This window comes from Pectobacterium versatile, from assembly GCF_020166435.1.
In the GTDB taxonomy this organism is placed as follows: Bacteria; Pseudomonadota; Gammaproteobacteria; order Enterobacterales; family Enterobacteriaceae; genus Pectobacterium; species Pectobacterium versatile.
Window position 1 is genome coordinate 42,717 of record NZ_JAINZP010000017.1, and the last position, 26,043, is coordinate 68,759.

Sequence of the window (26,043 nt, forward strand, 5' to 3'; positions counted from 1 at the left end):
TTCGTCACATGCGGTGCTTTATTACATCAGCAGTCAACCTTTTCTTGCTTCATCACCGCTGTGGGGCGGGATAAGTCTGGCTGCCATAAGAAGACACATAAATAGCAACACTACAGAGGATATTGAAGATGACTCGTCGCGCCATCGGGGTAAGTGAACGACCACCCTTGTTACAAACCATCCCGTTGAGTTTCCAGCATCTGTTTGCGATGTTTGGCGCTACCGTTCTGGTACCCATTCTGTTCAAGATCAATCCAGCCACCGTACTGTTATTCAACGGTGTGGGGACGCTGCTTTATTTATTCATATGTAAGGGCAAAATCCCAGCGTATTTAGGATCGAGCTTCGCGTTTATTTCCCCAGTTTTACTGCTGTTGCCGCTGGGGTATGAAGTCGCTCTGGGTGGTTTTATTATGTGCGGCGTGTTGTTCTGTCTGGTGGCGCTGATTGTTAAGAAAGCGGGTACCGGCTGGCTGAATGTGCTGTTCCCGCCTGCGGCGATGGGGGCGATTGTCGCCGTTATCGGCCTTGAACTGGCGGGTGTCGCGGCAGGAATGGCCGGGTTGCTGCCTGCCGATGGCGCTTCTGTCGATTCCACTGCGGTGACGATTTCACTGGCGACGCTGGCGATCACCATTCTGGGTTCGGTGCTGTTTCGCGGCTTCCTGGCGATTATCCCGATTCTGATTGGGGTACTCGCTGGCTATGCGCTGTCGTTCGCGCTGGGTGTGGTCGATTTGACCCCGATTCGTGAAGCGCACTGGTTTGCGATGCCAACATTCTATACGCCACGCTTTGAGTGGTTTGCCATTCTGGCGATTCTGCCTGCGGCGCTGGTGGTGATTGCGGAACACGTCGGCCATCTGGTGGTAACGGCGAATATCGTGAAGAAAGACCTGATGCGTGAGCCGGGGCTGCACCGCTCCATGTTCGCCAACGGGATTTCTACCGTGCTGTCCGGCTTCTTTGGTTCTACGCCGAACACGACCTACGGCGAAAATATCGGCGTGCTGGCGATTACCAAAGTGTACAGCACCTGGGTCATCGGCGGTGCGGCGATCCTCGCGATTCTGCTCTCCTGCGTGGGCAAACTGGCCGCGGCGATTCAGGCTGTACCGGTTCCGGTCATGGGCGGCGTGTCGCTGCTGCTGTACGGCGTAATTGGTGCGTCCGGTATTCGCGTGCTGATTGAATCCAAAGTGGATTACAACAAAGCACAAAACCTGATCCTGACCTCCGTGATTCTGATCATCGGCGTCAGTGGTGCGAAAGTGCATCTGGGCTCGACCGAACTGAAAGGCATGGCGCTGGCGACAGTTGTCGGTATCGGCATGAGTCTGGTGTTTAAGGTCATCAGCCTGTTCCGCAAAGAGGAAGAGATCCTCGATGCGCCGGAAGAGAACGACGCGCGTTCATAGCCGCATCATTCCCCCTGTTGAGGCCGTGAGTATCGCGTCCTCAACAGGGCTCGGTTTCTGTGATAAACTCGATCCGTTTCCTGCCCGTTTTGCTTGAGGTGATTCTGAACACGCCGGCACAGCTTTCATTGCCACTCTACTTACCCGATGACGAAACATTTGCCAGTTTCTATCCGGGTGAAAACGCGTCTCTTCTTGCCGCCGTCAATAATGCTTTGTATCAAGAGCATGGTAGCTATATCTATTTCTGGTCACGCGAAGGGGGCGGGCGCAGCCATCTGCTGCATGCTGCCTGCGCCGAATTGTCGCGTCAGGAGCGTGCGGTGGGCTATGTGCCGCTGGATAAACGTGCCTACTTTGTGCCGGATGTGCTGGAAGGGATGGAGCAACTGGCGCTGGTGTGCATCGATAACATCGAATCTATCGCGGGCGATGAAGAGTGGGAAATGGCGGTGTTTAATCTGTATAACCGCGTTCAGGAAACAGGGCGTGCCCGGCTGTTGATTACCGGCGATCGTCCGCCGCGTCAGCTGAATTTACGTCTGCCCGATCTGGCTTCTCGTCTCGATTGGGGACAAATCTACAAGCTACAGCCGCTGTCGGATGACGAAAAAGGGGAAGCACTACAGCTGCGTGCCAGACTGCGCGGGTTCGAATTGCCGGAAGACGTCAGCCGTTTTCTGCTTAAGCGCCTGGATCGCGAAATGCGCACGTTATTTATGACGCTCGATCAGCTTGACCACGCTTCCATAACTGCCCAGCGTAAGCTGACCATTCCTTTTGTGAAAGAGATCCTCGGACTGTAATTGACGATCGCTTCCGGCTACAGTATTTCCAGCACCTGCTCTGGCGGACGGCCGATACGTGCCTGACCTTGTGCCACGACGATGGGGCGCTCGATGAGCTTCGGATTGTCGATCATCGCCTGAATCAGCTGCGCTTCCGTTAGTGCGGCATCTGACAGCCCCAACTGCTGATAAATTTCTTCTTTGGTTCTCATCAATTCGCGTGCGCTAGTAAAGCCCAACTGTTTGACCAACTGAGACAGTGTCGCGGCATCGGGCGGCGTGTCGAGATAGAGCACGACGTCAGGCGTAATATTGTGTTCTTGTAACAGCGCCAGCGTTTCACGGCTCTTGGAGCAGCGCGGGTTGTGGTAAATCGTCACGGATGTTTTGATTGGAGACGGTGTCATCGTCATGCTCCTTATCAGGATTTTTGGTACTGGCGGAAGCGCTGCTGCAACTGGCGGAGCTGGTCGATACGGGCATCGTAACGCGCCTGTTCCAGACTCCCCAATTTGACCAGTGAACTTGCGTTGCTCAGTAACCGAATAGATTGATCGAGCTGGCCGCTGAGTGCCAGACTCTCCGCTCGTGCGGCCAGTTCTTCTGCCCGCTGTCCTTGTGCAGCAGCGGCTTGTGCCAGCAGATCCCAGCCGTTCGAATCATCAGGGTGTGCGTAGGTATAGCGATACAGTATTTTGCTGGCAGCAGCAGGTTGTTTCCCTTCCACATAGGCATTCGCCAGATTAAGCTGAAGTACCGGATTCGCCTGCATTCCAGGCACGTTTTGTAAGCGGGCGATAGCCTGCGTCGCGCGGCTTTGTCCCAAATCGATGTCCGTCATCATATCCAGAAACCACGGATTTTCAGGCGCGCTGCTTAGCAGCGGTTGCAGCACATTACGTGCTTCATCGTACTTCTTCGCCTGATAAAGCTGGATCGCGCGGCCATACTTCGCGGCTAACTGCTCTCGTACGTTACCCTTTTCCCATTGCACCAGCAGATCGTCGCTCAGCGGACGCTCCGGTGAGCCATACATACCAAAGGTGCGTATTTTGGCGAACAAGAAATCCTGAGAGGATTGTACCGGCGTTGAACGCATCTGGTTGGCGCGGTTGCGTGCATCGGACAGGCGACTTTCCGGCAAGGGGTGAGTCAGCAACATTTCTGGCGGTCTGGACGCATAGCGTGATTGATCGGCCAGCTTTTGCAGGAAATTCGGCATGGCCTGTGGATCAAAGCCTGCGCGCTGCAACACCTGAATACCGATGCGATCTGCTTCTTGTTCATTCGACTGCGTGAACGTAATCATGCCCTGCTGCGCACCCGCCAGCGTGCCGCTGAGCGCCGCCATCCCCAACTGCGGGTTGGCCATTGCCAGCAGAATAGAACCGAGCGCGCCGACCCAGGTAAGCGGGGCGCTACGCTGCTGCGATTCCATGCTGCGCGCCAGATGGCGCTGGGTAACGTGAGAGATTTCATGCGCTAGCACCGAGGCCAACTCGCTTTCGCTGTCGGCATAGCGGAACAGCGCGGAATGCAGCACCACGTTGCCGCCGAAGAAGGCGAAGGCATTGATGTCGTCATTGCGGATCAGGTAAAAATGGAACGGCGTACGCACCGAATCAGCCTGTTTGACCAATCTGTTGCCGAGCTGATTAATATAATTGGATAACAGCGGATCGTTGATAAGCGGCGCACCGGCCCGCAGCTGGCGGACGTAAAAATCGCCCATCGCCAGTTCCTGATTGATACTGAGCGTACCGCCTGCGGTGGTGCCGATATCCGGCAGCCGATCCTGCGTGTCGGCCTGAGCAGGAAGCAGGTTGCCAGCCAGTAATGTCCCAAACAGGACGGACATGACCGTTTTTCTTAACCGAATAGACATAACGGAAGATAACCTTATCAACAGCTAACGTGAAAGCATTCTGCTGACTATCTTAGCCAGCGATGGCAGACAAAGAAATGCCCGAGCGGGAAAAACGTGGTGAAGGTGGAAATCAGCATGGAAGAAATTTCATCTTACAGAGATAAATTCATCAGGACTGAAGCGGTTTCAATGCTTCCAGACGCTGTAGCCAGCCTTCAAAGTGAGGACATTGCCGACGTATCGTATCCAACCCGATATCAGCAGCAATCAGTGGCCCATGTAGTGTCTTTTGATATTCTGGTATTGCCGCAAGAATACGTTTTGACGGAGCCGTTTGTGGACTATTGTTAATGCATTCAGGAGAATCAAAAGTGAGTTTAATATTGTTAAGTTCTGTTACCCGTCTTTTGTCCTCAAGCCAGTCTGCGAATTTTTCTGGTTCGCAAAATAGCAACGCTTCAAATTCATGCAATAAAAAATTGGCGATAAAATTAGGTTGAGCGACATCATCATGAAAGGCATTTTCTAAATTCGAAATCCATGAGTAAATATCGCCGTTAGTTGATTTTCCCTGTGTAAGCAAAGGGAAATCAGTTGGTAAACCATAATAATCAATTAATGTTGTCACCCAGGCTTTCTTATCTTGCTGACAAAGTTGGGTAATTTGATGTTTCACTTTCCCATAGCTGACAATTCCACCTTTATGTCCCCGGCTGGTTTGTGCCAGAATCGCATTAAGGTAAATACCTTGTCGCACAAAATAAGGGGCCAATGTATCGCGAACAAATGTTTCTTCCGTTTGTCCTTCAACAAAAATATTAATCCTCGTCATGATTATCGCTGCGGCCTCCCGCCGAGTATATTTTTCTTCCACAGTTCCCCTAAGCTGTAATCTTCCAGCCAGTCTTGCAGTGTGTTCTGATCCAAACGTTTAAATGTGGATGCGCCAAGATGCTTATCCACGACGATCAAATCTTCGGCTTCAAATTCGTTAACCAGCTCTACGGATTGTGTTGAAACAATGAGTTGATGCTGTTTGCTGGCACTTCTGATGAGTGCGGCGAGTACGCTGATGGCATAGGGGTGCAGGCCTAGTTCTGGCTCATCAATGATAATGGCGCTGGGCATATAGGATTCTGGCTGTAGAAGCAACGTCGCTAGCATAACAAAGCGCAGTGTGCCATCGGACAGGTCATGCGCTTTAAAAGGAATATCCTGATCTTTTTCAACCCATTCGAGCTGAATGCTTTCCTGATTATCCGGTGTTGGACGGAGATAAAAATCGCCAAAGAAAGGGGCAACCATCTGAATGGTTTTAACAATGCGCTGATAATGTTCGGTATGGTTTTTTTGTAAGCGGAATAGAAATGCTGCCAGATTTGCACCGTCTTCTCGTAAATAATCATTATCATTAATGCGATGAATTTGTTTTATTTTTGCACTGTCACTTGTGTCATTTAAATGATAAACCTTCAATGCCTCTAGCAGAGGAAGAACGTCATCAAATTTATTTGTACCATCATTGGTACGATATATTTTATGCTGCGATTCAAAATGTCCACGCGTTGCTACGGTTCCCGCTTTAGCTAATATATCTTCGTATTGAAACATCATCCGATTATCGTTCGTGGGTTCCAGAGAAAAATGATAGTTTGTTTCTGTAAAGAATATTTCTCCTGCCAGATAAGGACTTTTTTTACGGCCAAAGTGAAGCAGGGCATCTGGTCCCCCGTTTTTGCCAACAAAAAGTTGCAGTCGCTGAGCTAGCAAATTCGTTATCAGACGAAAAAATCCAATAAAGTTGGATTTTCCTGCGCCATTTGCGCCGATCAAAATGTTTAACGTGCGAATTTCCACATCACAGGCGGCAATGGATTTATATCCTTCAATCACTATGCGGCTTAGATGATCGCTTTTGATTACCGTTTTCATGATGGTGTTGTTGCCTTATGTGACTGAGTTACTCGCATTTCACGATGACGTTGCATGTTGGTCTACGTGATATAGCAGAAAGAAGAGGTGAGGTCTTGTATTGCGAATCCGTTTAACGAACTATTGTGAGTCTTTTCCCAGAATCAGGAAAAACCGGCACGTATGACGGTGCCGGTGGAAAATCTGAAAGCGGTGAATCAGGCGCTTTTCAGATAATCGAGAACGATGTCGTGGTGGTTGCTGGTTTTGAAGTCGTCAAACACCTTCTCCACCTTGCCGTTTTCATCGATCAGGAAGCTGATGCGATGAATACCGTCATAGGTTTTCCCCATGAAGGTTTTTTCTCCCCAAACACCAAATCCTTCTGAAACCTGATGATCCTCATCAGAAAGCAGCGTGAAATTTAAGACTTCTTTCTCGACAAAGCGGGACAGTTTTTCTGATTTGTCCGTGCTAATACCGAGAACTTCAACGCCATGTTTTTTCAAATCGTCCATATTATCGCGCAGGCCGCAAGCCTGAACGGTGCATCCTGGCGTCATCGCTTTAGGGTAGAAATACACCAACACTTTCTGTCCCTGGAAGTCGGTTAAATTTACTTGTTCGCCATCTTGGTCGGGCAAGCTAAATTTCGGTGCAATATCACCGGCTTTCAGTGTGTTCATCACGACTCTCCGTCTTGTTTCTCTTCATGCTGTGGATATACCCATGCTATTTGCAATAATAATGGCAACGTTATGCTATTGGGCATAGTTAACGACGCTAATACTGCCTTGTGCGTGCAATTCTGTACATAGCTGATGAAAGGCTGGCTCAATAATTGAGCTATCAAGCGTGGCCGAACTGTGTGCGGCAATCTGAATATACAGCTGCGGCGGCTTGTCACCTTCTGCGGGCTGGGTTTTTGAAACCAGCTCAGCAATGTTTAACTGGTGAGAATCGAACAAATCGGTAAAACGCTCGATGATGTGAGGGGAGTCGGCAACGTCAACCTTCACCCAGACAGTTGAGGGCGTCGGCTGGCTGGCCTGTGACTCCGTTCGTTTCATCACGATCAGCAAATCCATCTCTGCGCCTTTCAGCGGCAGGGTCGATTCAATCAGCGTTATCGCGTTCCAACTGCCGGACAGCAGCATAATGAAAGTGAACTCTTTGCCCAGCATAGCAAGACGGCTATCTTCGATGTTGCAGCCACAGCTACTGACGTGGCGGGTAATCGCATTGACAATACCGGGGCGATCAACCCCCAGCGCGGTAATAACCAGATAGTGTTCTTGTGAGCTTGGCAACATCGTGCTTCCTGTCTTTTTTCCCATTAATCACATGGTAAACATAAAAAATTGCCTGGAGCAATTTTTAACGCCGCTTGCGGCGGCCCGAAGGGTGGTGGACAGGGATAGCCCGCCATAAAAAACTGGAGCAATTTTAGCTATCCTTGCCAGCCTATTTCCCCAAAACATCAGAAGCATTTTTAATTTCGTTTACTGCGTCATAAAAAAACCTGCGTCAGGCACCTACAACGCCCTTGTCTGCTTGCTTTTGCATAGAAGTCAAAAGTACCATGAAGCACTTGTTTGTGGAGGGGATGGCCAATGTTTACGGGAAGTATTGTTGCGCTAGTTACGCCGATGGACGCCAAAGGCGCCGTCGATCGGGCGAGCTTGAAAAAACTGATTGATTATCATGTCGCTAGCGGTACATCGGCGATTGTCTCTGTCGGCACAACGGGGGAATCCGCCACGCTGAGCCACGACGAGCATGGCGATGTCGTGCTGCTGACGCTGGAACTGAGCGACGGACGTATTCCTGTCATCGCTGGAACCGGTGCGAATGCTACCGCTGAAGGCGTTTCACTGACCAAACGCTTTCATGGCACCGGTGTTGTTGGCTGCCTGACGGTCACACCGTACTACAATAAACCGACGCAGGAAGGTCTGTACCAGCACTTCAAAGCGATTGCCGAGCATACCGATCTGCCGCAAATCCTGTATAACGTACCTTCCCGCACCGGCTGCGACATGCTGCCGGAAACCGTTGCCCGTTTGTCCGAAGTGAAAAATATTGTCGCAATTAAAGAAGCGACGGGGAACTTAAGTCGGGTAAGCCAGATCCAAGAGCTGGTTAGTGAAGACTTCATTTTGCTGAGCGGCGATGACGCTAGCGGTCTGGACTTTATGCAACTCGGCGGTAACGGTGTGATTTCCGTAACGGCGAACATTGCTGCACGCGAAATGGCGGAACTTTGCAAGCTGGCGGCGCAGGGCAATTTTGTCGAAGCGCGCCGTTTAAATCAGCGCCTGATGCCACTGCATCAGAAATTATTTGTTGAACCCAATCCTATTCCGGTGAAGTGGGCCTGTAAGGAATTGGGACTCATGGCGACCGATACGCTGCGCCTGCCGATGACACCGCTGACTGATTCTGGCCGTACGGTGATGGGGCAAGCACTTAAGCAAGCGGGTTTGCTGTAATCGTTAGGGAGATTTAATGAGTTATTCATTACAAAAGTCGATGGTGGCGAAAGTTGTTGGCATATCACTCGTGATGTTGCTTGCGGCTTGTTCCAGCGATCAGCGCTATAAACGTCAGGTCAGTGGCGATGAATCCTATCTGAAGGCACCAGCGCTGCACGCGCTGAATACGCCTGCCGGGATGATTTTACCGGTGCAGAACGGGGATTATGATATACCGCCAGTTACCCTGAATGGTGCGGTCGGCAAGGAGCTGGATATTCGCCCTCCTGTGCAACCATTGGCTTTGTTGAATGGTTCCCGCACCCAGATCTCAGGAGATACGGCAACGCTGTTGTTAGAAAACAGTGCGCAAAACAGCAAGCTCTGGTCTCAGGTTATCCGCGTGCTGCAAGACAAAGCGTTTACCATTGCCAGCCGTCAGGATGCCAGCCAAACGCTGACGACCGACTGGATCTCATGGCCGCGTGAAGATGAAGACGTCCCGTATCAAGGGCGTTATCAGATTTCCGTGCAGCAGCAGGGGTATCAGGTCGCACTGGTCGTGAAACTGCTGGGATTACAGCTGAACGGTCAGCCGGTGACGGCGGGCGATCAGGCTCAGCGCTACACCGGCTTGATGCTGAATGCGCTTAGCAATGGTCTGGATTCTCAGGCAACCGCACGCGAAAACGCACTGGCAAACCGCACCATCGGTTCGCTGGATGTGCAGAGCGGGGCGGATGACACTGGCTTGCCACTGCTGATTGTGCGCGGCCCGTATACCGTTGTATGGGATCGTCTGCCTGTCGCGTTGGACAAGATCGGCATGAAGATTAACGATCGCAGCCGTCCGCAGGGCTCTGTCTCCGTGACGTATCGTGCGCCAAGCGGCGGAACCTGGGATGACCTGGGCGCGAAAAATCCTGAACTGCCTAACGGTGATTACAAATTGCAGGTCGGCGATTTAGACAACCGCAGCAGTCTGCAATTTATCGACTCCAAAGGGCATACGCTAACCCAGTCTCAGAATGATGCACTGGTGGCCGTATTCCAGGCTGCGTTCAGTAAATAACGCATAAACCAAGGGCCGGATTATCCGGCCCTTCTTCATTCAACAATCTCTACCCGAATTGACGGGCGCTATCGGCAACCGTTCGGGGAAGCGTTAAATATCGGGTCGTACTTGTTGACCCTCACTGTGTGGAGTAATTAAAGATGCAAAAGCTAGCTGAGCTGTATCGTGGAAAGGCGAAAACCGTCTACACCACCGAAGATCCCGATCTACTGGTGCTGGAGTTCCGCAATGATACATCAGCAGGAGACGGTGCACGCATTGAGCAGTTTGACCGTAAAGGAATGGTGAATAACAAATTCAACCATTTCATCATGAGCAAACTGGAAGAAGCTGGAATCCCAACCCAAATGGTGAGCCTGCTGTCTGACAATGAAGTGCTGGTGAAAAAGCTGGAGATGGTGCCGGTCGAGTGTGTCGTGCGCAACCGCGCGGCGGGATCGCTGGTAAAACGTCTGGGTATCGAAGAAGGCATCGAGCTGAACCCGCCGTTGTTCGATCTGTTCCTGAAAAACGATGAGATGCATGACCCGATGGTGAACGAATCTTACTGCAAGACGTTCGGCTGGGTGAATGAAGAGAATCTGGCTCGCATGAAAGAGCTGAGCTACAAGGCGAACGACGTGCTGAGCAAACTGTTTGGCGACGCTGGACTGATTCTGGTCGATTTCAAGCTGGAGTTTGGTCTGTTCAAAGGTGAAGTCGTGCTGGGTGATGAGTTTTCACCAGACGGTAGCCGCCTGTGGGATAAAGAAACGCTGAACAAAATGGATAAAGACCGTTTCCGTCAGAGCCTCGGTGGCTTGATTGAAGCGTATGAAGAAGTTGCGCACCGTATCGGCGTAAAATTAGACTAACTGCGCAATCGTTTACGTTTAATACGCGGAGCTAATGATGCTCCGCGTATATTGGTGAGAGAATGCTTCTAAAGCTGAGGTGGCCCAGTTTAAAATATGTGGGTAAACACTTTGGATAATCTTACTTCGTTGCGATCCTTGATATGCCACAGATAAAAAGTATCGCTTTTCCCCGCAGGCTTTTTCCACACTTCGGAATCACCAAATCGTTTGATTTCTTTCTCGTAGCCGAGTTTTTTAAGATAGTCCCGCAACGGGGCTAGGTCACTGGCATCGCTGAAGATAATTTCATTCATCGGTGCGTAGCCATCGCCAATATGATATTCAAAATAATAACGCTCTGAAATTTTTGGCACGCCTGCGATATCTGTATCGGTAAAATATCGATAAACCACCATGTCGCTTTTTTCGTAGGCTGGATTGTCGCTGATTCTCTTATCAAGCCAACTTTCCAGACTGAAAACACCTATGGTGTAAAGAACCAGCGCAATCAAGAGCCATTTTAAATATTTTTTCAAACTTAACATTGTCCTGGATACACTCGTTTTTTGGCTGAAAACTTAGTGCCATTATTTGTGAAGACTTCAACCTCACCGGAAGTGAAATCATTCCAGGGAGTTATCCACGTAATGAAATGCGGTAGTCTCCCCTTATATGGAATATGACGAGCACATAAATCTTGTGGATCGGGGTAGAGCGTTGGGACAAATCCCCTATTTTTGTTCGCCCCAACTGGACCATAGTGATCCCAACGTCGGAGTGCGGATGCATAGCTGACAGGTTGGACTTGATAGGCGTAGTGGCCTGGTATCAACGTCCTATAAAAACCAAACAGGTTAGAGACTAAATCCTCACCACTAAACCCGCTATCGGTATACCAGGAGAACTGTGGTAGAGATTGTAAGCCTTCAAAATTGGATGCCGTATTCATCATCATTGCCAGCATGATTCGATTTATTTCATCGCGAGTTTTCCCTTTACGAATAACCCATGTTGAATATTTCCCTATTCCCAAACAACGGTTAAAGCGATTTATATACATACTCTGGTCATACATAATCGTGTAATAGGGATCGTTATTAGCTTCACCAGCCTGAAATTGGAGTTGAAGCGCTCTTATGTCGTCGCCCCTTGCATGTCCCATGTCGAGCCAACCTAAGATTTTGGTATAAACCAATCCATTGCGAAGTGAATCAAATAGAGCGCCATCTTTAATATCTTGTCTGCTACTCATAAACTATCCCTGTTTATCCGTCATCTTTCATTCTATTGGCGAGGGGAATGTGGGTCAAGTTGATGTTTCATATGAAATATTAAAAATAAAATCAATTTAAGTATTAATGAAATAATATCATTCGATGATATTTACTATGCATAAATAATATATTTCACTTTTTTGTTATTAATCATTGGTCGTTTATATTGAGCAATTATCGTGAGAACGCTCTCCAGATTGCGCAGGTAATACGAAGGCGAACCGGAAATTTTTATAGGAGAGAATCGACGGTCGGTTCATTAATGCTATCATCGTGGTTTGCTTAGTGCGCAACCTGACTACTTTCGACAGACTCGCATCCATGACCTATCTCGATCCGACATTGTTAATTCTGCTCGTCCTGGCGGGGCTGGGTATCATCAGCCACAACATGACCGTCACGCTGGCGATTCTGGTTTTGCTGGCGATACGCATCACCCCCTTGAACAGCTATTTCCCATGGGTAGAAAAATACGGCCTGAGCATCGGTATCGTCGTTCTGACGATTGGCGTGATGGCACCGATTGCCAGCGGAAAAATTACCGCCAGTGAAGTCATGCATTCCTTCCTGCACTGGAAATCCCTGCTGGCGATCCTCATTGGTGTTGTCGTGTCCTGGCTTGGCGGACGCGGCGTGTCGCTGATGAGCAACCAGCCCTCCGTTGTGGCCGGACTGCTGGTGGGGACGGTCATGGGCGTGGCGCTGTTTCGCGGTGTTCCGGTTGGGCCGCTGATCGCCGCAGGGCTGCTTTCTCTGCTGATCGGCAAGACCTGATTGATTCGGCGCGTGTGATGATGTTGCGTGATTTTCTCCACAGCCAACGCCAGCAGCAGCGCTATGGTGTCCGGCGATTGCTGGTGCTGAGCGGTGAAGCGAACTGGTGTGAAGAGCAGGCGTTGGCGCTCAGTGGCCAATTGTCCGGCGACTGGCTGTGGGTTAGCGAATCCGCACCTGATTCCGTCACCGCACTGCCAGCCAGTCGAGTGCGGACGCTGCTGGGGCGGGAGTTTCTCCACGCGGTGTTTGATGCACGTAGCGGCGTGGATGTCGAAGCGCTGGCAATGCTGTCAGGCACGCTACAGGCCGGTAGCTGGCTGATTATGCTGGTGCCGTCGTGGCAGGCATGGCCGACACAGCCGGATCAAGACAGCCTGCGTTGGAGCGAACAAGAACAGCCGATTGCTACCCCGCACTTTATTCAACATTTCCAGCGCCAACTGTTATCCGATGAGGACGTCGTTCTCTGGCAGCAGGATCAGGCGTTCGTGATTCGGCCACTGGCCGCGCGATCGGACTGGCAGCCAGCTAGCGGTGAGCCGACCGCGCAACAGCAGCATATTCTGCATGAATTGAATGCCACCGAGTCCGGCGTATTGGTGATTACCGCCCCGCGCGGACGAGGGAAATCGGCGCTGGCGGGAATGCTGACGCAGCGGAGTCTCGGTGCCTGCTGGATCACCGCACCTTCCCGCGCGGCGGCGGATATCCTGCAACAGCACGCGCGTGCCGATGTGCCATTCTGGGCACCGGATGCGCTGCTGGAACACTGCCGCCTTCATGGTGCACCCAATGTCGACTGGTTGTTAATTGATGAAGCTGCGGCGATCCCGTCTTCCGTGCTCTCCGCGCTGTTACCGTATTTTCCCCGCATTCTGATGATCACGACGGTACAGGGATATGAAGGTACTGGACGGGGATTTTTGCTGAAATTTTGCGCGACGCTACCGCAGTGGCGGGCATTTACGCTGGACGAACCTTTGCGCTGGGCTGTTAACGATCCGCTGGAGCGGGTGTTGGATCAGGCACTGCTATTTAACGAACCCGAAGCGTTTCATTCCCCGCAGCAGCCCGATCGACCTATTCCCTTTTCTGCGCTGGAAAGTCGAATCGAACGTGCTGACGACTGGCTGACACATCCTGACCGCCTGATGTGGTGCTATGCGCTCTTGTGCAGTGCGCATTACCGTACCTCGCCGCTGGATCTGCGCCGTCTGATGGATGCGCCGGGCATGCATATTGCCAGCGCACAGGTGGCGGGTGAGATTGGTGGCGTACTGTGGCTGGTTGAGGAGGGTGGATTGTCTGCCTCACTGGCGCATGAGGTGTGGGCTGGACGGCGACGCCCGCGTGGTAATCTTGTGGCGCAGTCGTTGGCGGCACACGCTGGGCTATGGTATGCACCGATGCTACGTGCTCGCCGTGTGAGTCGGATTGCGGTGGCATCGTTATATCGCCGACAGGGGATGGGTCGCGCGTTAATTGCTGAACAGGTGCGTGAGGCACAGCGACAGGCACTGGATTACCTGTCGGTTAGCTTTGGCTATCAGACAGAGCTGTGGGCATTCTGGCAGTCGTGTGGGTTTCAACTGGTGCGTATCGGCAGCCATCTTGAAGCCAGTAGCGGCTGTTACAGTGCGATGGCGATACTGCCGCTGAGTGAAGCGGGGCACAAACTGGCGGAGCAGGGAAGTCAGCAATTGACGCGCGACTGGTTTTGGTTACAGCGCCTGATTCCGTTGGATATCTCGTTGCCGCCGACGAAACATATTGAACTAGATGCAGAAAGTATTGAACTGAATGAAGATGACTGGCGTGAGCTGGCGGGTTTTGCGTTTGCACATCGGCCAATGGAAGCCAGCTTTGCCGCGATCTGTCGCCTGCTGGTTCACACTACGTTGCCGCTGCCAGCGTTGCGCTTATTCATGGAAAAATTGGGGGAAGGTGAACGGATAGCAACGATGCTGGGGCTAACTGGTAAGAAAGCGCTTCTGAAACGCTGGCGAGAAGAAACCGCCAGCGTTCTACATCACTATAATAAAAACGTTGCTATCGTTGGCGTCAGTAGACGTTACAGTATTTAACTGTAGAATAATAAATAGGGTGTTCTTTAATCCTTTTCTTTCGTCTTTTCTTTTTCCCTTGACTTAATAATATATAAGAAGGCGATGATGAAGATGCCAATATCTTTCAAAATCCAGAAAGGCAGTGTATTCGAAAAAATTCTCTTTCCGAGTACCAAAAATGGAAGGTTTAGCGCTGCCTGAGAGAGAGAACCAAATGCAATCGCTATTAACCCAACTTTATACCATCCCGATAGTGAATATACGCTCCTATTTAGTGCTCCTGTAAAAATAAAAAAAGAAATAATTACATCGATCAGTGTTAGTGCTAAAAAACCCCACCATTCTATGCTCATGTTAGTTTTCCTCCTTTGGTGGATTTGTCTGTGAATCATCAGATGAATTATTGCGAGATGGGTTTCCTTTCGTTGCTTGCTTCAATTCACTTGCAACGTCCAGAATATCTTTGTTTTCTCTATTGCTGAAAAAATTAGCTAAAAAAGCGATGAGGCCGACGCTTATTGCTCCAACGAGATAGCCTAGCCCCATTGCAGTATCTATATCACTGGCGTTCATACGGAGTATCTTTGCCGTCATACCTACAAGTGCAAAGGTGGCTGTGATGCTTATACAGCATATAATAACAGCAGCAATAATTGTTCCATATTTATATAATTTTTTTGGCTGCCAAAAAAATGCGATACTCAGCCCACCAAATAAACCTGAAATTGCTGCTAGTAGCTCACTAATAATAAAATTATAAGTGTCTATTGTTACAGTGGAATCCATTTTTCCTCCTTGTTTTTCATTTTTTAGTTGAAATGAATTTTAGTGTTTTATTTGTTTTATTTGGTAAGTTACATTTTTTATTTCTGTGTCTGCAAAGATTTGTATTTTACATCCAATCTTATTTTCGCTGGAAATTTTTCGTTATTTTCATCTTTCTGTAATTATTTTCTAGTTCATTAGTTTTAATGTACTTTGTTTTTTGAAATGGAAGTTTTTTTACTCAGTAATTTAGATGTTAAAAGTTAATGCGTAACAATGCGGAAATCAATTTTTTAATGCCAATAAAAAAATTTTCTCTTGTGAGTTTTATGAATGATTTTTTCATATCCAGGTATGAGCTTTTTTGAAATATCTTTGGAAGATTTTATCAAGTGAACATACTCTAAAATTTATTTTCTGATCGAATTGTGATTCTTATCTAGGTTTATCCTTGCCAATTGTTTATCAATCAATGCTTGCTATGCGTAAGATCATGCAAAAATCGTTACGTATCATCTTCTCTATAATGTGATCCTAGTCATGTTTTTTTATCTATTTTATTGATTTATAAAAATAATTATGGATCTAAGTATTATATCTTTATTTTTTGGTGGCAGAGGTATGCTATAGATATCAATTAATTTAGAGATAGTGGATAAAAAAAACATCGGCCATTTGGCTGGCATTAGGGAATAAATAGGCCTAGGCTGTATTTTTTTATTTTAATTTTGTTATTTTTCATATGGATAGGTTTGTTTTTCGCTACGAATCTCCTGACACCGAATGGTTACTGATTTCACTTCTGCTTCCCCTATACACTTGCAAAAAAATCGTCGTACTTATGTGCAATACTGCAAGGTTATCAACGGGATATTTTTGGGTGCTCTGGCTCAGATAAGCAGTATTGGCGGAACCTGTAATGGTAGCTATCTCAAACGTCGTTACTGATAAGGATCTTCCTCCCACTTTTACATAATGTGTTCAAAAAGCAACGAATAAAATTTTTATTCCCTATAAAATCAATGAGAAAGAAGAAAATAATAAAAAAATGATATGGAGTCATACAAATCCGCAATATTTTTGAAATATCTTTTGATTTTTTTAAAATTCTTCTGGTCGTCATCCATGATGAGAAAGCCGCCAAAAATTATCTTTCGATGATGATATGAGGCTGCATCCATATTTTATCAGAAGATTATGTAATTGAGGGGACCCCGAGTCTACATGGTTAAATTTGATCAGTGACTATATGTTTTTAATATTGTCTTATCGATAGTGAAAATGAATTAATGTGAAATAAAAACGTACAAAATATAACTTTTTTTTGTCGTTGTCTATATGCCGAATGTCATATGCCGAATGTCGTTTTATGATTTTCCATTATCGTTAATACTCTTTAAGGTAGTTAAGCTAAATGTGGATTTAATTCAATAGACACATGTTTGTCGGGAGAGATGTATGAATGTGATCGTTGACGATAAGTTATCAATATTTATTCAGGGTATGTCTTTTAGATTGAACAAAATCATGCCTGAAATAAAAATGAAAGTTGCAGACGATCTGTATGGTATATGGAGGGCGATGGAAAGCATGCCGGATGCCGTGTTATTGCTTGATGGTGATGTTGACTCAAAGGTTTTTGTGTCAACGCTAGACGAACTTTCATTAGCTAATCCTAACAACCACATTGTTGTTATGATGAATAGTGTAAATAAGAAGCAGTTGGAGCTGTACCTAGCGCACCGTGCGGTGGCCATTGTTCCCAAAAACCTTCCTGCCGAAATGGTCATTCAAGTCTTGAGAATGGCAGCAGCAGGAATGGTTTGCTTTCCTGAACGCACTTTTATCAATAAGGATGATAATAAGTGCGATGTTAATAAGGTTGCTAACCTTAGCGACCGACAATTAGAGGTTCTGGAACTCATTGCAGCTGGGAAATCAAATAAACAGATTAGCCGCTCGCTTAATATCAGTGCCGGTACAGTTAAATCCCATCTTGAGTCAATATTTAGACGATTAAATGTTAATAATCGTACACAAGCTGCAATGATTTTCTCTAGTAATGATTAGTCTATAATTTATTATATTCAGTATTATTTTTTTTGAAAAAGTCTTCTTTCATTACTGATGCCAGGGATGTCCAATTTTTTTGGTAAATTTCATATCTATCTTAATAATGTATGTTCATACTATTAACTTTTGTTATGTTTATCTTGCTTGTAATTATATATGACTGGTTTTGTGCGGTTAATTTTCATACTGGTGTATTTTGTTTTTGAGCGATCGAATTTACAGCAATATATTAATTTCACTACAGTGTCATGGGGAGGGGTTCTTAATTTTTCCTAAAAAAAGATATTATGTTTTTATGAAATGAGAGGCTATAAAATAAGATGCATATCTATTGTAGGTAAATTTTAATTCTCTTATAAATGTGTGTTGCATATTTTAAATAAATTTATTTTCGTGTTTTTATGGAAACTATATGTCCAAGCCATAGAGTTATAAAACTTAAGAATGAGTGTTGTAAATAAGGTTCATTTGCGTGAAAGGTGATTCTACTGGCTTTAAATGGACACAGTCCTAAGTGAGGTTATGGTTTTGTAGCTGTTCCAAGCTAAAGCCACCCCATGCACTGTGATGATACCTGTGGTTATAATCACCCTCTATATAATTAAACACTATCATTCCCATCATTTCTCGGCTGGCAAAACGTTCAGCATGGGGCATTTTTTCAAAAAATGAGAAAGAGCTTTCCATGCAGCATTGTTACAATCGCTGCTTTTACACTCATACTACCACGCAGATAGTACCTCTTTGGCGGCTACGGATGAGGGCAGCACACTATTGGCACAGCGAGACAACGCTATAAAGCCGCGAGGGCAGTAAGACCCAAAGAGAGGTCACGGCAGACACGATGCTGGCAATCGTAGGATAGCGTCACGTTAAGTCCAGTGTGAGAAAAGCAGGTAGCATAAATTAACTTGGAGCGATAACTACCTTGATGTTTACTTGGCTTTCCGGCAGAAAAGCGCGCCTGAAGCGTTGGCGGCAGTGGGTGCGTCCTGCCCATTCGATGTAGTCTACGCCTCATCCCTGAGATGAAGACCAGAGTGTTAACTCAACTGTGCTTTGAAGGCGGGAGCATGACGCAGTAATTCCCACAGCATTTCCTGCAAGGGAATTCTCTGTTCCTCTAACAGCTGCGGATAGCGCTGATAAAACGCGTCCTCTTTCGCAGAAAAATCCGGGTTTTCCTGAAGCCATTGTCCACGTAGCGCGGTAATTTGCTCATCCGTTAGCTGTTGGCTGGACGTGGCTGCTTCCTGTTCTTTAAACCAGTGGAAGCGTTTATCCGGCATTGCGCGTTCTTCTCTGCTCCATCCGTCGTTAATTTGCAGGATCTGCGCCAGCGCGAAGCCGAGAGTGATACTGATACCCCGCCAGCTATCCACATCCGATGCGGCAGGCGGCGGCGATAGGCGGGCGACGATTGCCGCAATATTTTTTTCCAATCCGAGTTCGCCTGAAGCGTGTTCTTCCCAGCTTATGGCCTGCTGATGCAACGCCGTCCATTCACTTTCCGCTACGGTTTCACTTGCTAACCGCCGCGAAATAGCCTGTTGCCACTGTTGGCACAAATCGTTGACGGTGCTGTCTGTCAGCCAGTCAGACCAAGGGTTTCTCTCGGGGCTTAACCACTGATGCAGCCATTGCAGTGCCACGCTCTCTACGGTTTTCCCCGGAGAGAGTGCAGCAAAGAGAGCGTCAACCTGTGTGGATGTGGTGCTCGGCAGTTTTTCCAGCAGCAGGCCGAGCGCGGCCGGCAGCCCAGTGACGCGTTCAAAGACGCGAATGTCCTCGCTGTGTGCCAGCACAGCAGAGACAGAGCCTTTGTTGTCCTGCCAGTAGGGTGAAAATGCGTGTTCGATATCACCATCCGCGGCATGCTGGCGCAAACGCTGGTGTAGAAACGCGTGCAGTGATGCATCACCATAGAATGCGCCCCACGTCACACGGGTGTCTGCCAGAGGCTGGGCGGTGTTCTGTATTGCAATCTGATGCGATTCCAGCCAGCCACGTAGCTGCGCCAGCGTTTTCACGCCGATCTGCCGTGAAATCTCCTGTCCGTTTTTAAACAGCAGCAGCGTAGGAATACCGCGAACGCTAAATCGCTGCATGAATGCTGGATATTGTTCGACATCCAGCTTGGCGACGGTCAGGTTGTCTGGGGTATTGTCGGCAATGGTGTTCAGCAAAGGCGCCAGCGTTTTACACGGCTGGCACCAGGGTGCCCACAGGTCAAGCAAAACGGGCTTGTCGCTATGAGTAAGTAACGCATCCAGCGAGGTGTCGCTGGCAGTGATAATGGCATCTGACATGGTGTCTCCGTTCAGAGAAAATCGTAAGTAAATTGAGTCGGGGCGGGCGATGCACCGTAACGATACGGCTTACTGCGAGCCGCCTACGGTCATGTTGTCGATGCGAAGCGTTGGCTGGCCGACGCTGACGGGCAGGGATTGGCCTTCTTTGGTACATGCGATATTGCCGTCATCTAAAGCCAGATCGTTGCCTACCATTGCGACGTGCAGCAGTGCTTCTGGCCCGTGACCAATCAGCGTCGCGCCCTTCACGGGGCGGGTGACGCGCCCGTTTTCAATCAGATAGGCTTCCGTGGTGGAAAAGACATATTTCCCGCTGCTGATATCAACCTGCCCACCGCCGAAGCCGACGGCGTAGAGTCCGTTTTTGACCGATGCGATCACCTCTTCTGCGGGATACTGTCCGGCCAGCATGTAGGTATTGGTCATGCGTGGCAGCGGCAGCGCAGAGTAGGAAGCCCGACGTGCGTTGCCTGTAAGTGCGGTGTTCATCAGTCTGGCATTGAGGCTATCTTGCAAATAGCCGCGCAGTATGCCGTCTTCGATTAACGTCGTGCACTGCGACGGCGTGCCTTCATCATCTACATGGAGTGAACCCCGTCGGTTGGCGAGTGTGCCGTCATCCACGACGGTGATGCCCGGTGCGGCGATGCGCTCTCCCAATAGGCTGGAGAATGCGGAACTGCCTTTGCGGTTAAAATCGCCTTCCAGCCCGTGTCCGATGGCTTCGTGTAGCAAAATTCCGGGTGAACCAGCACCAAGGATCACGCTATAGGTGCCTGCTGGCACCGGACTGGCGTCCAGATTATTCAGTGCCTGATCGACGGCCTGATTGACCCAATGGCTGACCGTCTCGTCATCAAAGAATCGGTAGTCGAGACGCCGCCCGCCACCGCTGGAACCCTTCTCCCGACGGCCCTGCTGCTCAACGACGACATGGATGATCAGATTCACCAGTGGGCGAACGTCGGTGGCGAGCCGACCGTCATGTCGGGCGATCAGAATGGTTTCATGTGAGGCATTCAAGTAGGCCGTTACCTGCGTCACACGGGGATCGCGCGCGCGCGCCTGACGATCGATAGAAAGCAGTAACTGGCGTTTTTGTTCTTCCGTGGCGGCAAGCAGCGGATTGTCTGACGGGTAGAGCGCGGTAGTGCCGTGCGGTAGCGATGCGGGTAATGCCACGCTAGCGCTTTGCCCCTGACGGCTGATTTCTCTTACGGTGCTGGCGGCTTGCAGAATAGCCTGCGGGCGGAGGTCATTGGTGTAGGAGAAAGCGGTCTTTTCACCGCTGACGGCGCGGACGCCAACGCCCTGATCGCGGCTGAAGCCGGTAGGACGCACAATGCCGTTTTCGATCTGCCAGCCTTCCTGCTGACGGCGTTGAAAATAGAGATCGGCATAGTCTACCTGACGCTGCATGATGTGGTTCAGCGCGTGCGTTATCTCCGTCGTTTCCAGCGAAAATGCCGACAGCGCAGGGGAGACTGGCGCTATGGAAGCGTGTATTGCCATGATGGTGATCCTGTTTCTGTGACGCGATGTGGGATTACTGCCCAGCGATCTGCATCTCTTCAATCAATAGGGAACCGCAGGAGAGGTTGCCCTGCGTGTGGATATCCGCACCGAGCGCGATGCATCGCAGGAGCAGCGTTTTCAGGTTGCCCGCAATCGTGATCTCTTCGACTGGATACTGAATCTCGCCGTTTTCGACCCAAAAACCTGCAACGCCTTGGGAGTAGTCGCCTGTCATCGGATTCAGCCCACTTCCCAGCAGCGTGGTCACCAGCAGCCCTTTTTGCATGCTGCGCAGCAGCGCCGGCAAACCATCATCGGAGCGGCTCTGGCTGCTGCTAACGGTCAGGTTATAGGTACCACCCGCATGTCCCGTGGGAGATAACCCCAGCCGTCGTGCGCTGTAGCTTGATAAAAAATAGCCTTGTGCGATGCCGTCGTGAATAACGTGGCGGCGAGAGGCGGCGACGCCTTCGGCATCAAAGCAGGCGCTAGCCAGCGCGCCGGGAATAAACGGGTTTTCGTGCAGGCTCAGGTGTGGTGCGGTGATTGCCTCACCGAGGCACTGCCCCAGAAATGACGTGGAGCGATAAAGTGCCGCGCCGCTCAGCGCGTTGACCAGGTGGTGAATCAGGCTGTGTGCCACGGGCGCATCAAACAAGACTGGGCAGCGGCAGGTTGAGAGTTTTCGCGCCCCTAACTGCGCTACCGCACGTTGCGCAGCGGTATGTCCGATAGCCTCTGGTGGAGCCAGCAGCGACGGTGCTCTGACGGTGGTGTGCCAAAACCCCTGCTGGCGCTGTGTATCATTACGGGCAATTGTATGGCTCCACAGTGTGTGCAGCGACGTAGGGTAGCCTGCCGAAAAACCTGCTGAGTTCGCCAGAATAAAGTCTCCCTGCTGCGAGGTGATTTCCGTACTCTCGCTATAGCCATACTCATGTGCAGTATTGGCGGCCTGCTCGGCGCGTAGCGCCAGCGACAGCGCTTGTTCAACCGTCAGCGTATCTGTGTTATGCAGTGCAAGATCGTAAATATCACGGGCGAAATACTGCGCTTCCGGCAGGCCGCTACAAGGATCCTCATCGGCGTATTTTGCCAGCGTACTGGCGGCGTCAACGGCATCCTGCAACGCTTCCTTGCTGAACAAGGTAGAGGAAACGGTGCCTGCGCGCTGGCCGAAATAGACTGTAACGGACAGAAAGCGGCTTTGGTTTTGCGTCAGTGTATCAATATCTCCGTTCCTGACGCGGATCGTGCGGCGGTTTCCCTGCGAGACGCTAACGACTGCCTGACTCGCGCCTTTGGCGGCGGCGAAGTCCAGTACGTCTCCGGCCAACGACTGAAGCGTATCGGTCTGCGGCGTAGCAAGAACGGGGGATTCATCAAGAGAAGGCATTATTCGGTATCCATGCGTGACAGTGTTCTACTCATGATGTGCAACGAAGAAAGAAAAACGTCACCGTGCGACGAAATTTTTTACGCTGGGGGGGATGAGGGAGAGATGGTAGACCTTGGATGATGTGCCCTGATGCTGGCGAGGCTGTCGGCATCAGAGCAAAAGAGGATATCAGGGCGTTTTGACGGGTTGCAGGACGAAATCGATTTTGCTCAGGCCGCGCTGTTGGGCGTTAGTCATCACATACGCTACCCGGCCATACTCGACGGCCTGATCGGCAAACAGCCGTATATTCGGGTGAGTGCCGTCGGCTGAGGCCGCATCGAGTTTGGCGATCAACTGGGCATCATCAATCGCTTCTTTATTCCAGTTAATCTGCCCCGTCGCGGTAATCGCGATATCCACGGCCTGCGGATCTTTCTTGATTTTCTCGATGCTGGTGCGCGGCAGCTCCACTTTAACGGCGTGGTTAATAACCGGCAGGGTAATCATAAACACGATCAGCAGCACCAGCATGACGTCGATAAACGGCGTCATGTTGATGTCGTTAAGCAGCGCGTCTTCCTGACTTTCAAACGGGGATGACATACTCATTGCGGTGTTCCTCTTCAGGCGGAGCGTTCAACGGGGTGAGCCGCTTCATACCGCGCGGGGCTATTCAGGTCGGTAAGGCTGGTATCTACGCGCGCGCCCGTCAGTAGGTAAGCGTGGAGATCGTGTGCAAAGCGGTTCATGGCATGCAGGACGATACGGTTGCGGCGGTTAATGGCGTTGAACCCTAATACGGCGGGAATCGCCACGAACAGGCCAAATGCCGTCATGATCAGCGCTTCGCCGACTGGGCCAGCCACCTGAGCCAGATCGGGCTGGCCGATGGTGCTGATGGTTTGCAACGCGTGAAAAATGCCCCATACAGTGCCCAACAGGCCGATAAACGGTGCGGTGCTGCCGATAGAGGCCAGCGTTCCGAGGCCGGATTGCAGTTTCCCAGAGTTGGTGTCCAGCGTGTTGCTCAGGCCGCGCACCAGCCAGTCGCTGAGATCGACGTGTCCGCCCAGCGTGGAAGAGAATTTGTGCGGGTGTTTCAGCAGCGCATGTCCTTCGATCACCAGATCGCGGAACGGATTAAAACGCTGTTTGCCGAATTTCTCGACGCTTTCTTGCAGGCTGGTCGCCTGCCAAAAGGTATTGCGGCTGTATTGCACGCTCTTGTTCAATGCAAACAGCTGCCGTGCTTTGAGCAGCATGACCGTCCATGACAGCAGCGACATGATGAGCAGAATGATGGCTACCGAGTGGGTGACAAGATCGCCCTGCTGCCAAAAATGGTGGATATCTAACGTGTTCATGTGTGACCTCTTATGCAATAACCTGATTCGGGCGTGTCTGCGAAACGGCGGATGCGCTATTTCAACGCGGATTCTTTCTTAATGAGTTAGCCGGAAATTGACTGGCTGAACCGTCATGACGGTAATGGCCTGTCCGTTTTCGCGGTAAGGCGTACAGCGTGCCTGCGCTACGGCGTCAATCGCGGCCTGATCGAGGGCGTCATAGCCGCTGCTGCGGGCAATGTCGTGCCGAATCAAGCGTCCCTCTGGGCTAATGACCAGACGAACCAGCACGTTACCTTCCTGCTGGAGACGCTTGGCGCGGCGAGGGTAGTCAGGCTGCGGAACGACACAGCCGACGGAAGCGACCTGCTTGGGCTGTGCACCCAGACTGTTCTGCATCAGGTTGCCTTTGCTGGCGGTAGTCAGCGGGCCTGGTGTCGCTTCCGGTGCAGCGGGGGAAGGCTCCGGTGTAGAACGAGCCGCAGGCTGACGCTCGGCGATGGTTTTAGGTCGGACGGGCTGCGGTTTGACTACTGGCTTCACCGGCGGCTGGTGAACTTCTTTTTTGACCGTCGGGGGCGGCGTCTGCTGCTCCTCAACGATGGGCTTTTCAGGAACGGGTGCAATTTCACGTTCACCCTGTTCTGACGTCAGCACGGGCGGTTCCGGCGACGGCTCGGGAATCGGTTCGGGTTCTGGCGCTTCAACCATCGTAGCCTGAATGCTGATGCTGGCTGCCGGATTAAGCAGATTGATCGGTGTGTATTCGGTGGTACGCGTGATGAGCAACGCGGCGACACCCGCATGGATCAGCGCGACCGTCAGAAAGCTGAGCGCGATCTTCCCCATTTCTCCCCGAACGGGCGCAACCATCGTCACACTTCGCGACGGCTGTGCGGGGGCGACGTCACGCCGTGCGGCGGGAGCCGCGTCGACGCGCGCGTTTAACGAAAGGTGTTGCACGGATGCCTGTTGCACGTTTTCCTCTGCTGCTCTGGCTTACGGTGTCGGACGTTTCATCCAGTCCTGAACACGGAACTATGATGACCTCTATTAACGATGTGCAACGAGGCTGAAAAAGTGTCACCACGCGCGCGAAATTTTTTTGTGGTAACCGTCCTTGGTTGCCACCCTGACGAGCCGTCACGTCGTGACGTCAAAAAACGCTCCCAGCGTTTTTTTGTGGCTTACCGTTTATGTCGGTCTGGCGGCGCGGATATGTATCCAGTAATCGGTGGTATGCACAATCGCGATAGGCATGGTTTGCGCCAGCGAATCCAGCGTGTAGTTCAGATTATCGAGCGGGAAATTCCCGCTGACGCGCAGATCGGCGATAGCGGGATCCAGCCGGATGATGCCGGGGGTGTAATCACGTAGCGTACTGATGACGGAAGCCAACGAACGATCGCGTACTTCCAGCCGGCCGTGTAACCAGTCTGTTTCTGATTCTGGCGTAACGGCGACTTGATAGAGCGTGGAACGATCGAACCAGACACCCTGACCCGCGTGAAGGCGCAGGCTTTGTCCGGCGTGGTTGGTTATTTTGGCGATGTTGTCCAGCACGCCGACATGGATGCCACCGCTTTCATAACGCACGTTCACATTGGCCTGAAGGGCGACGATATCGCCCATACCTGTGGCGATCACGAAGGGGCGCTGCGTATCTGGCTGAATATTGGCGAAGATACCGCCGTTATGTAGCGCAACCTGGCGCACTGGCGTTTCTGGGTGCACATTGATATCGACTGCAGTACGCGCGTTCAACATGAGCATACTGCCGTCACTGAGTGGAACCTGCTGGCGCTGTGCCGTTGCGGTTTTTACGTCGGACACAAGCGGTGACAGAGGGTAGTGCTGATTAAGCAGCAGGCTGCTTAGCGACGCGACAGCCACCATCCCCAGCCCATATTGCAGGACTTTCCGTCGGCCTGATGGTGCTAAGAGCGCCTGACGAATCGGCTCATGAGGCAGCACGGCAAGCAGCGGCTGGAATTTCCCCAGCGTTCGCTCAATGCGTTGGCAGGCTCGCTCGTGCAGCGGGTTTTCGTATCGCCAGCGGCGGTACTCATCGTAATCGGTCTGGGTTGCTTCACCGGAGCGCAGCAGCACCATCCATTCAATTGCCTCTTCGGCAATCGGGTCGTCCATGTGTCGTCTTGCCATGC

General features: G+C 50.5%; 25 protein-coding genes. 8 read left to right on the top strand and 17 right to left on the bottom strand.

What is annotated here, in order from left to right; all coding sequences use genetic code 11:
• Nucleotides 1–128 precede the first annotated feature (128 nt).
• Both uraA and hda read left to right on the top strand, forming a co-directional pair.
• Nucleotides 129–1,418 (top strand): uracil permease, encoded by a 1,290-nt coding sequence (gene uraA, locus K7X24_RS16645; RefSeq protein WP_039287998.1) that lies wholly within the window; start codon nt 129–131, stop codon nt 1,416–1,418.
• 98 nt (nt 1,419–1,516) lie between these two features.
• Nucleotides 1,517–2,224: a DnaA inactivator Hda gene (gene hda / locus K7X24_RS16650; RefSeq protein ID WP_039302852.1), complete on the top strand. Its 708-nt coding sequence runs from the start codon at nt 1,517–1,519 to the stop codon at nt 2,222–2,224.
• 17 nt (nt 2,225–2,241) lie between these two features.
• On the opposite strand, the gene arsC is transcribed toward hda, so the two are convergent.
• From arsC to K7X24_RS16680, 6 genes are all read right to left on the bottom strand, one after another.
• Complete coding sequence (gene arsC, locus K7X24_RS16655; RefSeq protein WP_224555954.1) at nt 2,242–2,613, bottom strand: arsenate reductase (glutaredoxin); 372 nt, start codon at nt 2,611–2,613, stop codon at nt 2,242–2,244.
• 14 nt (nt 2,614–2,627) lie between these two features.
• Nucleotides 2,628–4,064 (bottom strand): tetratricopeptide repeat protein, encoded by a 1,437-nt coding sequence (locus K7X24_RS16660; protein WP_370529523.1) that lies wholly within the window; start codon nt 4,062–4,064, stop codon nt 2,628–2,630.
• 178 nt (nt 4,065–4,242) lie between these two features.
• The gene (locus K7X24_RS16665) at nt 4,243–4,905 is read right to left on the bottom strand and encodes a DUF4276 family protein (protein WP_224556034.1); all 663 of its coding nucleotides are present in this window, start codon (nt 4,903–4,905) and stop codon (nt 4,243–4,245) included.
• 2 nt (nt 4,906–4,907) lie between these two features.
• Complete coding sequence (locus tag K7X24_RS16670) at nt 4,908–6,005, bottom strand: AAA family ATPase (RefSeq protein WP_224555955.1); 1,098 nt, start codon at nt 6,003–6,005, stop codon at nt 4,908–4,910.
• 197 nt (nt 6,006–6,202) lie between these two features.
• Nucleotides 6,203–6,670, bottom strand: coding sequence for a thioredoxin-dependent thiol peroxidase (bcp, locus tag K7X24_RS16675; RefSeq protein WP_039356343.1), 468 nt, complete (start codon nt 6,668–6,670; stop codon nt 6,203–6,205).
• 75 nt (nt 6,671–6,745) lie between these two features.
• On the bottom strand, nt 6,746–7,297 hold the full coding sequence (locus K7X24_RS16680) for a glycine cleavage system transcriptional repressor (RefSeq protein ID WP_010286503.1): 552 nt from the start codon (nt 7,295–7,297) through the stop codon (nt 6,746–6,748).
• A gap of 300 nt (nt 7,298–7,597) precedes the next feature.
• Between K7X24_RS16680 and dapA the strand changes: the two genes are divergently transcribed.
• The 3 genes from dapA to purC all read left to right on the top strand — a co-directional run bounded on the left by dapA (nt 7,598) and on the right by purC (nt 10,387).
• Nucleotides 7,598–8,476: a 4-hydroxy-tetrahydrodipicolinate synthase gene (gene dapA, locus K7X24_RS16685; RefSeq protein ID WP_010286511.1), complete on the top strand. Its 879-nt coding sequence runs from the start codon at nt 7,598–7,600 to the stop codon at nt 8,474–8,476.
• Nucleotides 8,477–8,492: 16 nt separating this feature from the next.
• Entirely contained in the window at nt 8,493–9,530 is a 1,038-nt protein-coding gene (bamC, locus tag K7X24_RS16690) for an outer membrane protein assembly factor BamC (protein ID WP_224555960.1), read from the top strand.
• Nucleotides 9,531–9,673: 143 nt separating this feature from the next.
• Nucleotides 9,674–10,387 (top strand): phosphoribosylaminoimidazolesuccinocarboxamide synthase, encoded by a 714-nt coding sequence (purC, locus tag K7X24_RS16695; RefSeq protein WP_010301568.1) that lies wholly within the window; start codon nt 9,674–9,676, stop codon nt 10,385–10,387.
• Between the two features lie 89 nt (nt 10,388–10,476).
• Here the strand turns inward: purC and K7X24_RS16700 are convergent, their stop codons facing one another.
• The gene (locus K7X24_RS16700) at nt 10,477–10,905 is read right to left on the bottom strand and encodes a hypothetical protein (protein WP_127030905.1); all 429 of its coding nucleotides are present in this window, start codon (nt 10,903–10,905) and stop codon (nt 10,477–10,479) included.
• A gap of 2 nt (nt 10,906–10,907) precedes the next feature.
• The gene (locus K7X24_RS16705) at nt 10,908–11,621 is read right to left on the bottom strand and encodes a hypothetical protein (RefSeq protein ID WP_180744080.1); all 714 of its coding nucleotides are present in this window, start codon (nt 11,619–11,621) and stop codon (nt 10,908–10,910) included.
• A gap of 343 nt (nt 11,622–11,964) precedes the next feature.
• Here K7X24_RS16705 and K7X24_RS16710 point away from each other — a divergent pair, with 343 nt between their 5' ends.
• Together K7X24_RS16710 and K7X24_RS16715 are read left to right on the top strand one after the other, a co-directional pair.
• Nucleotides 11,965–12,417: a DUF441 domain-containing protein gene (locus K7X24_RS16710; protein ID WP_224556036.1), complete on the top strand. Its 453-nt coding sequence runs from the start codon at nt 11,965–11,967 to the stop codon at nt 12,415–12,417.
• A 17-nt stretch (nt 12,418–12,434) separates the two neighbouring features.
• On the top strand, nt 12,435–14,504 hold the full coding sequence (locus K7X24_RS16715; RefSeq protein WP_224555971.1) for a tRNA(Met) cytidine acetyltransferase TmcA: 2,070 nt from the start codon (nt 12,435–12,437) through the stop codon (nt 14,502–14,504).
• 26 nt (nt 14,505–14,530) lie between these two features.
• Here K7X24_RS16715 and K7X24_RS16720 read toward each other — a convergent pair whose 3' ends face one another.
• Entirely contained in the window at nt 14,531–14,839 is a 309-nt protein-coding gene (locus tag K7X24_RS16720; RefSeq protein ID WP_224555974.1) for a hypothetical protein, read from the bottom strand.
• A 1-nt stretch (nt 14,840) separates the two neighbouring features.
• Complete coding sequence (locus K7X24_RS16725; RefSeq protein ID WP_224555975.1) at nt 14,841–15,272, bottom strand: hypothetical protein; 432 nt, start codon at nt 15,270–15,272, stop codon at nt 14,841–14,843.
• Between the two features lie 1,437 nt (nt 15,273–16,709).
• On the opposite strand from K7X24_RS16725, the gene K7X24_RS16730 reads away from it, so the two are divergent.
• Nucleotides 16,710–17,321 (top strand): response regulator transcription factor, encoded by a 612-nt coding sequence (locus tag K7X24_RS16730; RefSeq protein ID WP_224555976.1) that lies wholly within the window; start codon nt 16,710–16,712, stop codon nt 17,319–17,321.
• Nucleotides 17,322–18,367: 1,046 nt separating this feature from the next.
• Here the strand turns inward: K7X24_RS16730 and trxA are convergent.
• From trxA to K7X24_RS16770, 7 genes are all read right to left on the bottom strand, one after another.
• Nucleotides 18,368–19,633 carry a thioredoxin gene (trxA, locus tag K7X24_RS16740; RefSeq protein WP_224555979.1) on the bottom strand — a complete coding sequence of 422 codons (1,266 nt, stop codon included), beginning with the start codon at nt 19,631–19,633 and terminating at the stop codon, nt 18,368–18,370.
• 69 nt (nt 19,634–19,702) lie between these two features.
• Nucleotides 19,703–21,148, bottom strand: a complete 1,446-nt coding sequence (gene tldD / locus K7X24_RS16745) for a metalloprotease TldD (RefSeq protein WP_224555984.1) — start codon at nt 21,146–21,148, stop codon at nt 19,703–19,705.
• A 34-nt stretch (nt 21,149–21,182) separates the two neighbouring features.
• Entirely contained in the window at nt 21,183–22,547 is a 1,365-nt protein-coding gene (locus K7X24_RS16750) for a TldD/PmbA family protein (RefSeq protein WP_224555987.1), read from the bottom strand.
• A 171-nt stretch (nt 22,548–22,718) separates the two neighbouring features.
• Nucleotides 22,719–23,141, bottom strand: coding sequence for an ExbD/TolR family protein (locus tag K7X24_RS16755; protein ID WP_224555989.1), 423 nt, complete (start codon nt 23,139–23,141; stop codon nt 22,719–22,721).
• A 14-nt stretch (nt 23,142–23,155) separates the two neighbouring features.
• Nucleotides 23,156–23,896 carry a MotA/TolQ/ExbB proton channel family protein gene (locus K7X24_RS16760; protein WP_039488842.1) on the bottom strand — a complete coding sequence of 247 codons (741 nt, stop codon included), beginning with the start codon at nt 23,894–23,896 and terminating at the stop codon, nt 23,156–23,158.
• A 78-nt stretch (nt 23,897–23,974) separates the two neighbouring features.
• A complete protein-coding gene (locus tag K7X24_RS22110; RefSeq protein WP_224555992.1) occupies nt 23,975–24,856 on the bottom strand; it encodes an energy transducer TonB in 882 nt (293 codons plus the stop codon).
• A 216-nt stretch (nt 24,857–25,072) separates the two neighbouring features.
• Nucleotides 25,073–26,041, bottom strand: coding sequence for a FecR family protein (locus tag K7X24_RS16770; protein ID WP_224555994.1), 969 nt, complete (start codon nt 26,039–26,041; stop codon nt 25,073–25,075).
• Nucleotides 26,042–26,043: the final 2 nt, after the last annotated feature.

Coding starts and splice junctions, on each gene's coding strand:
- K7X24_RS16755 (WP_224555989.1), bottom strand. CDS start 23,141: ATGAGTATGTCATCCCCGTTTGAAAGTCAGGAAGACGCGCTGCTTAAC.
- K7X24_RS16725 (WP_224555975.1), bottom strand. CDS start 15,272: ATGGATTCCACTGTAACAATAGACACTTATAATTTTATTATTAGTGAG.
- purC (WP_010301568.1), top strand. CDS start 9,674: ATGCAAAAGCTAGCTGAGCTGTATCGTGGAAAGGCGAAAACCGTCTAC.
- bamC (WP_224555960.1), top strand. CDS start 8,493: ATGAGTTATTCATTACAAAAGTCGATGGTGGCGAAAGTTGTTGGCATA.
- K7X24_RS16715 (WP_224555971.1), top strand. CDS start 12,435: ATGATGTTGCGTGATTTTCTCCACAGCCAACGCCAGCAGCAGCGCTAT.
- arsC (WP_224555954.1), bottom strand. CDS start 2,613: ATGACACCGTCTCCAATCAAAACATCCGTGACGATTTACCACAACCCG.
- K7X24_RS16750 (WP_224555987.1), bottom strand. CDS start 22,547: ATGCCTTCTCTTGATGAATCCCCCGTTCTTGCTACGCCGCAGACCGAT.
- uraA (WP_039287998.1), top strand. CDS start 129: ATGACTCGTCGCGCCATCGGGGTAAGTGAACGACCACCCTTGTTACAA.
- bcp (WP_039356343.1), bottom strand. CDS start 6,670: ATGAACACACTGAAAGCCGGTGATATTGCACCGAAATTTAGCTTGCCC.
- K7X24_RS16665 (WP_224556034.1), bottom strand. CDS start 4,905: ATGACGAGGATTAATATTTTTGTTGAAGGACAAACGGAAGAAACATTT.
- K7X24_RS16710 (WP_224556036.1), top strand. CDS start 11,965: ATGACCTATCTCGATCCGACATTGTTAATTCTGCTCGTCCTGGCGGGG.
- K7X24_RS16705 (WP_180744080.1), bottom strand. CDS start 11,621: ATGAGTAGCAGACAAGATATTAAAGATGGCGCTCTATTTGATTCACTT.
- K7X24_RS16720 (WP_224555974.1), bottom strand. CDS start 14,839: ATGAGCATAGAATGGTGGGGTTTTTTAGCACTAACACTGATCGATGTA.
- K7X24_RS16760 (WP_039488842.1), bottom strand. CDS start 23,896: ATGAACACGTTAGATATCCACCATTTTTGGCAGCAGGGCGATCTTGTC.
- dapA (WP_010286511.1), top strand. CDS start 7,598: ATGTTTACGGGAAGTATTGTTGCGCTAGTTACGCCGATGGACGCCAAA.
- K7X24_RS16670 (WP_224555955.1), bottom strand. CDS start 6,005: ATGAAAACGGTAATCAAAAGCGATCATCTAAGCCGCATAGTGATTGAA.
- tldD (WP_224555984.1), bottom strand. CDS start 21,148: ATGGCAATACACGCTTCCATAGCGCCAGTCTCCCCTGCGCTGTCGGCA.
- K7X24_RS16770 (WP_224555994.1), bottom strand. CDS start 26,041: ATGGCAAGACGACACATGGACGACCCGATTGCCGAAGAGGCAATTGAA.
- K7X24_RS16680 (WP_010286503.1), bottom strand. CDS start 7,297: ATGTTGCCAAGCTCACAAGAACACTATCTGGTTATTACCGCGCTGGGG.
- K7X24_RS16730 (WP_224555976.1), top strand. CDS start 16,710: ATGAATGTGATCGTTGACGATAAGTTATCAATATTTATTCAGGGTATG.
- K7X24_RS16660 (WP_370529523.1), bottom strand. CDS start 4,064: ATGTCCGTCCTGTTTGGGACATTACTGGCTGGCAACCTGCTTCCTGCT.
- trxA (WP_224555979.1), bottom strand. CDS start 19,633: ATGTCAGATGCCATTATCACTGCCAGCGACACCTCGCTGGATGCGTTA.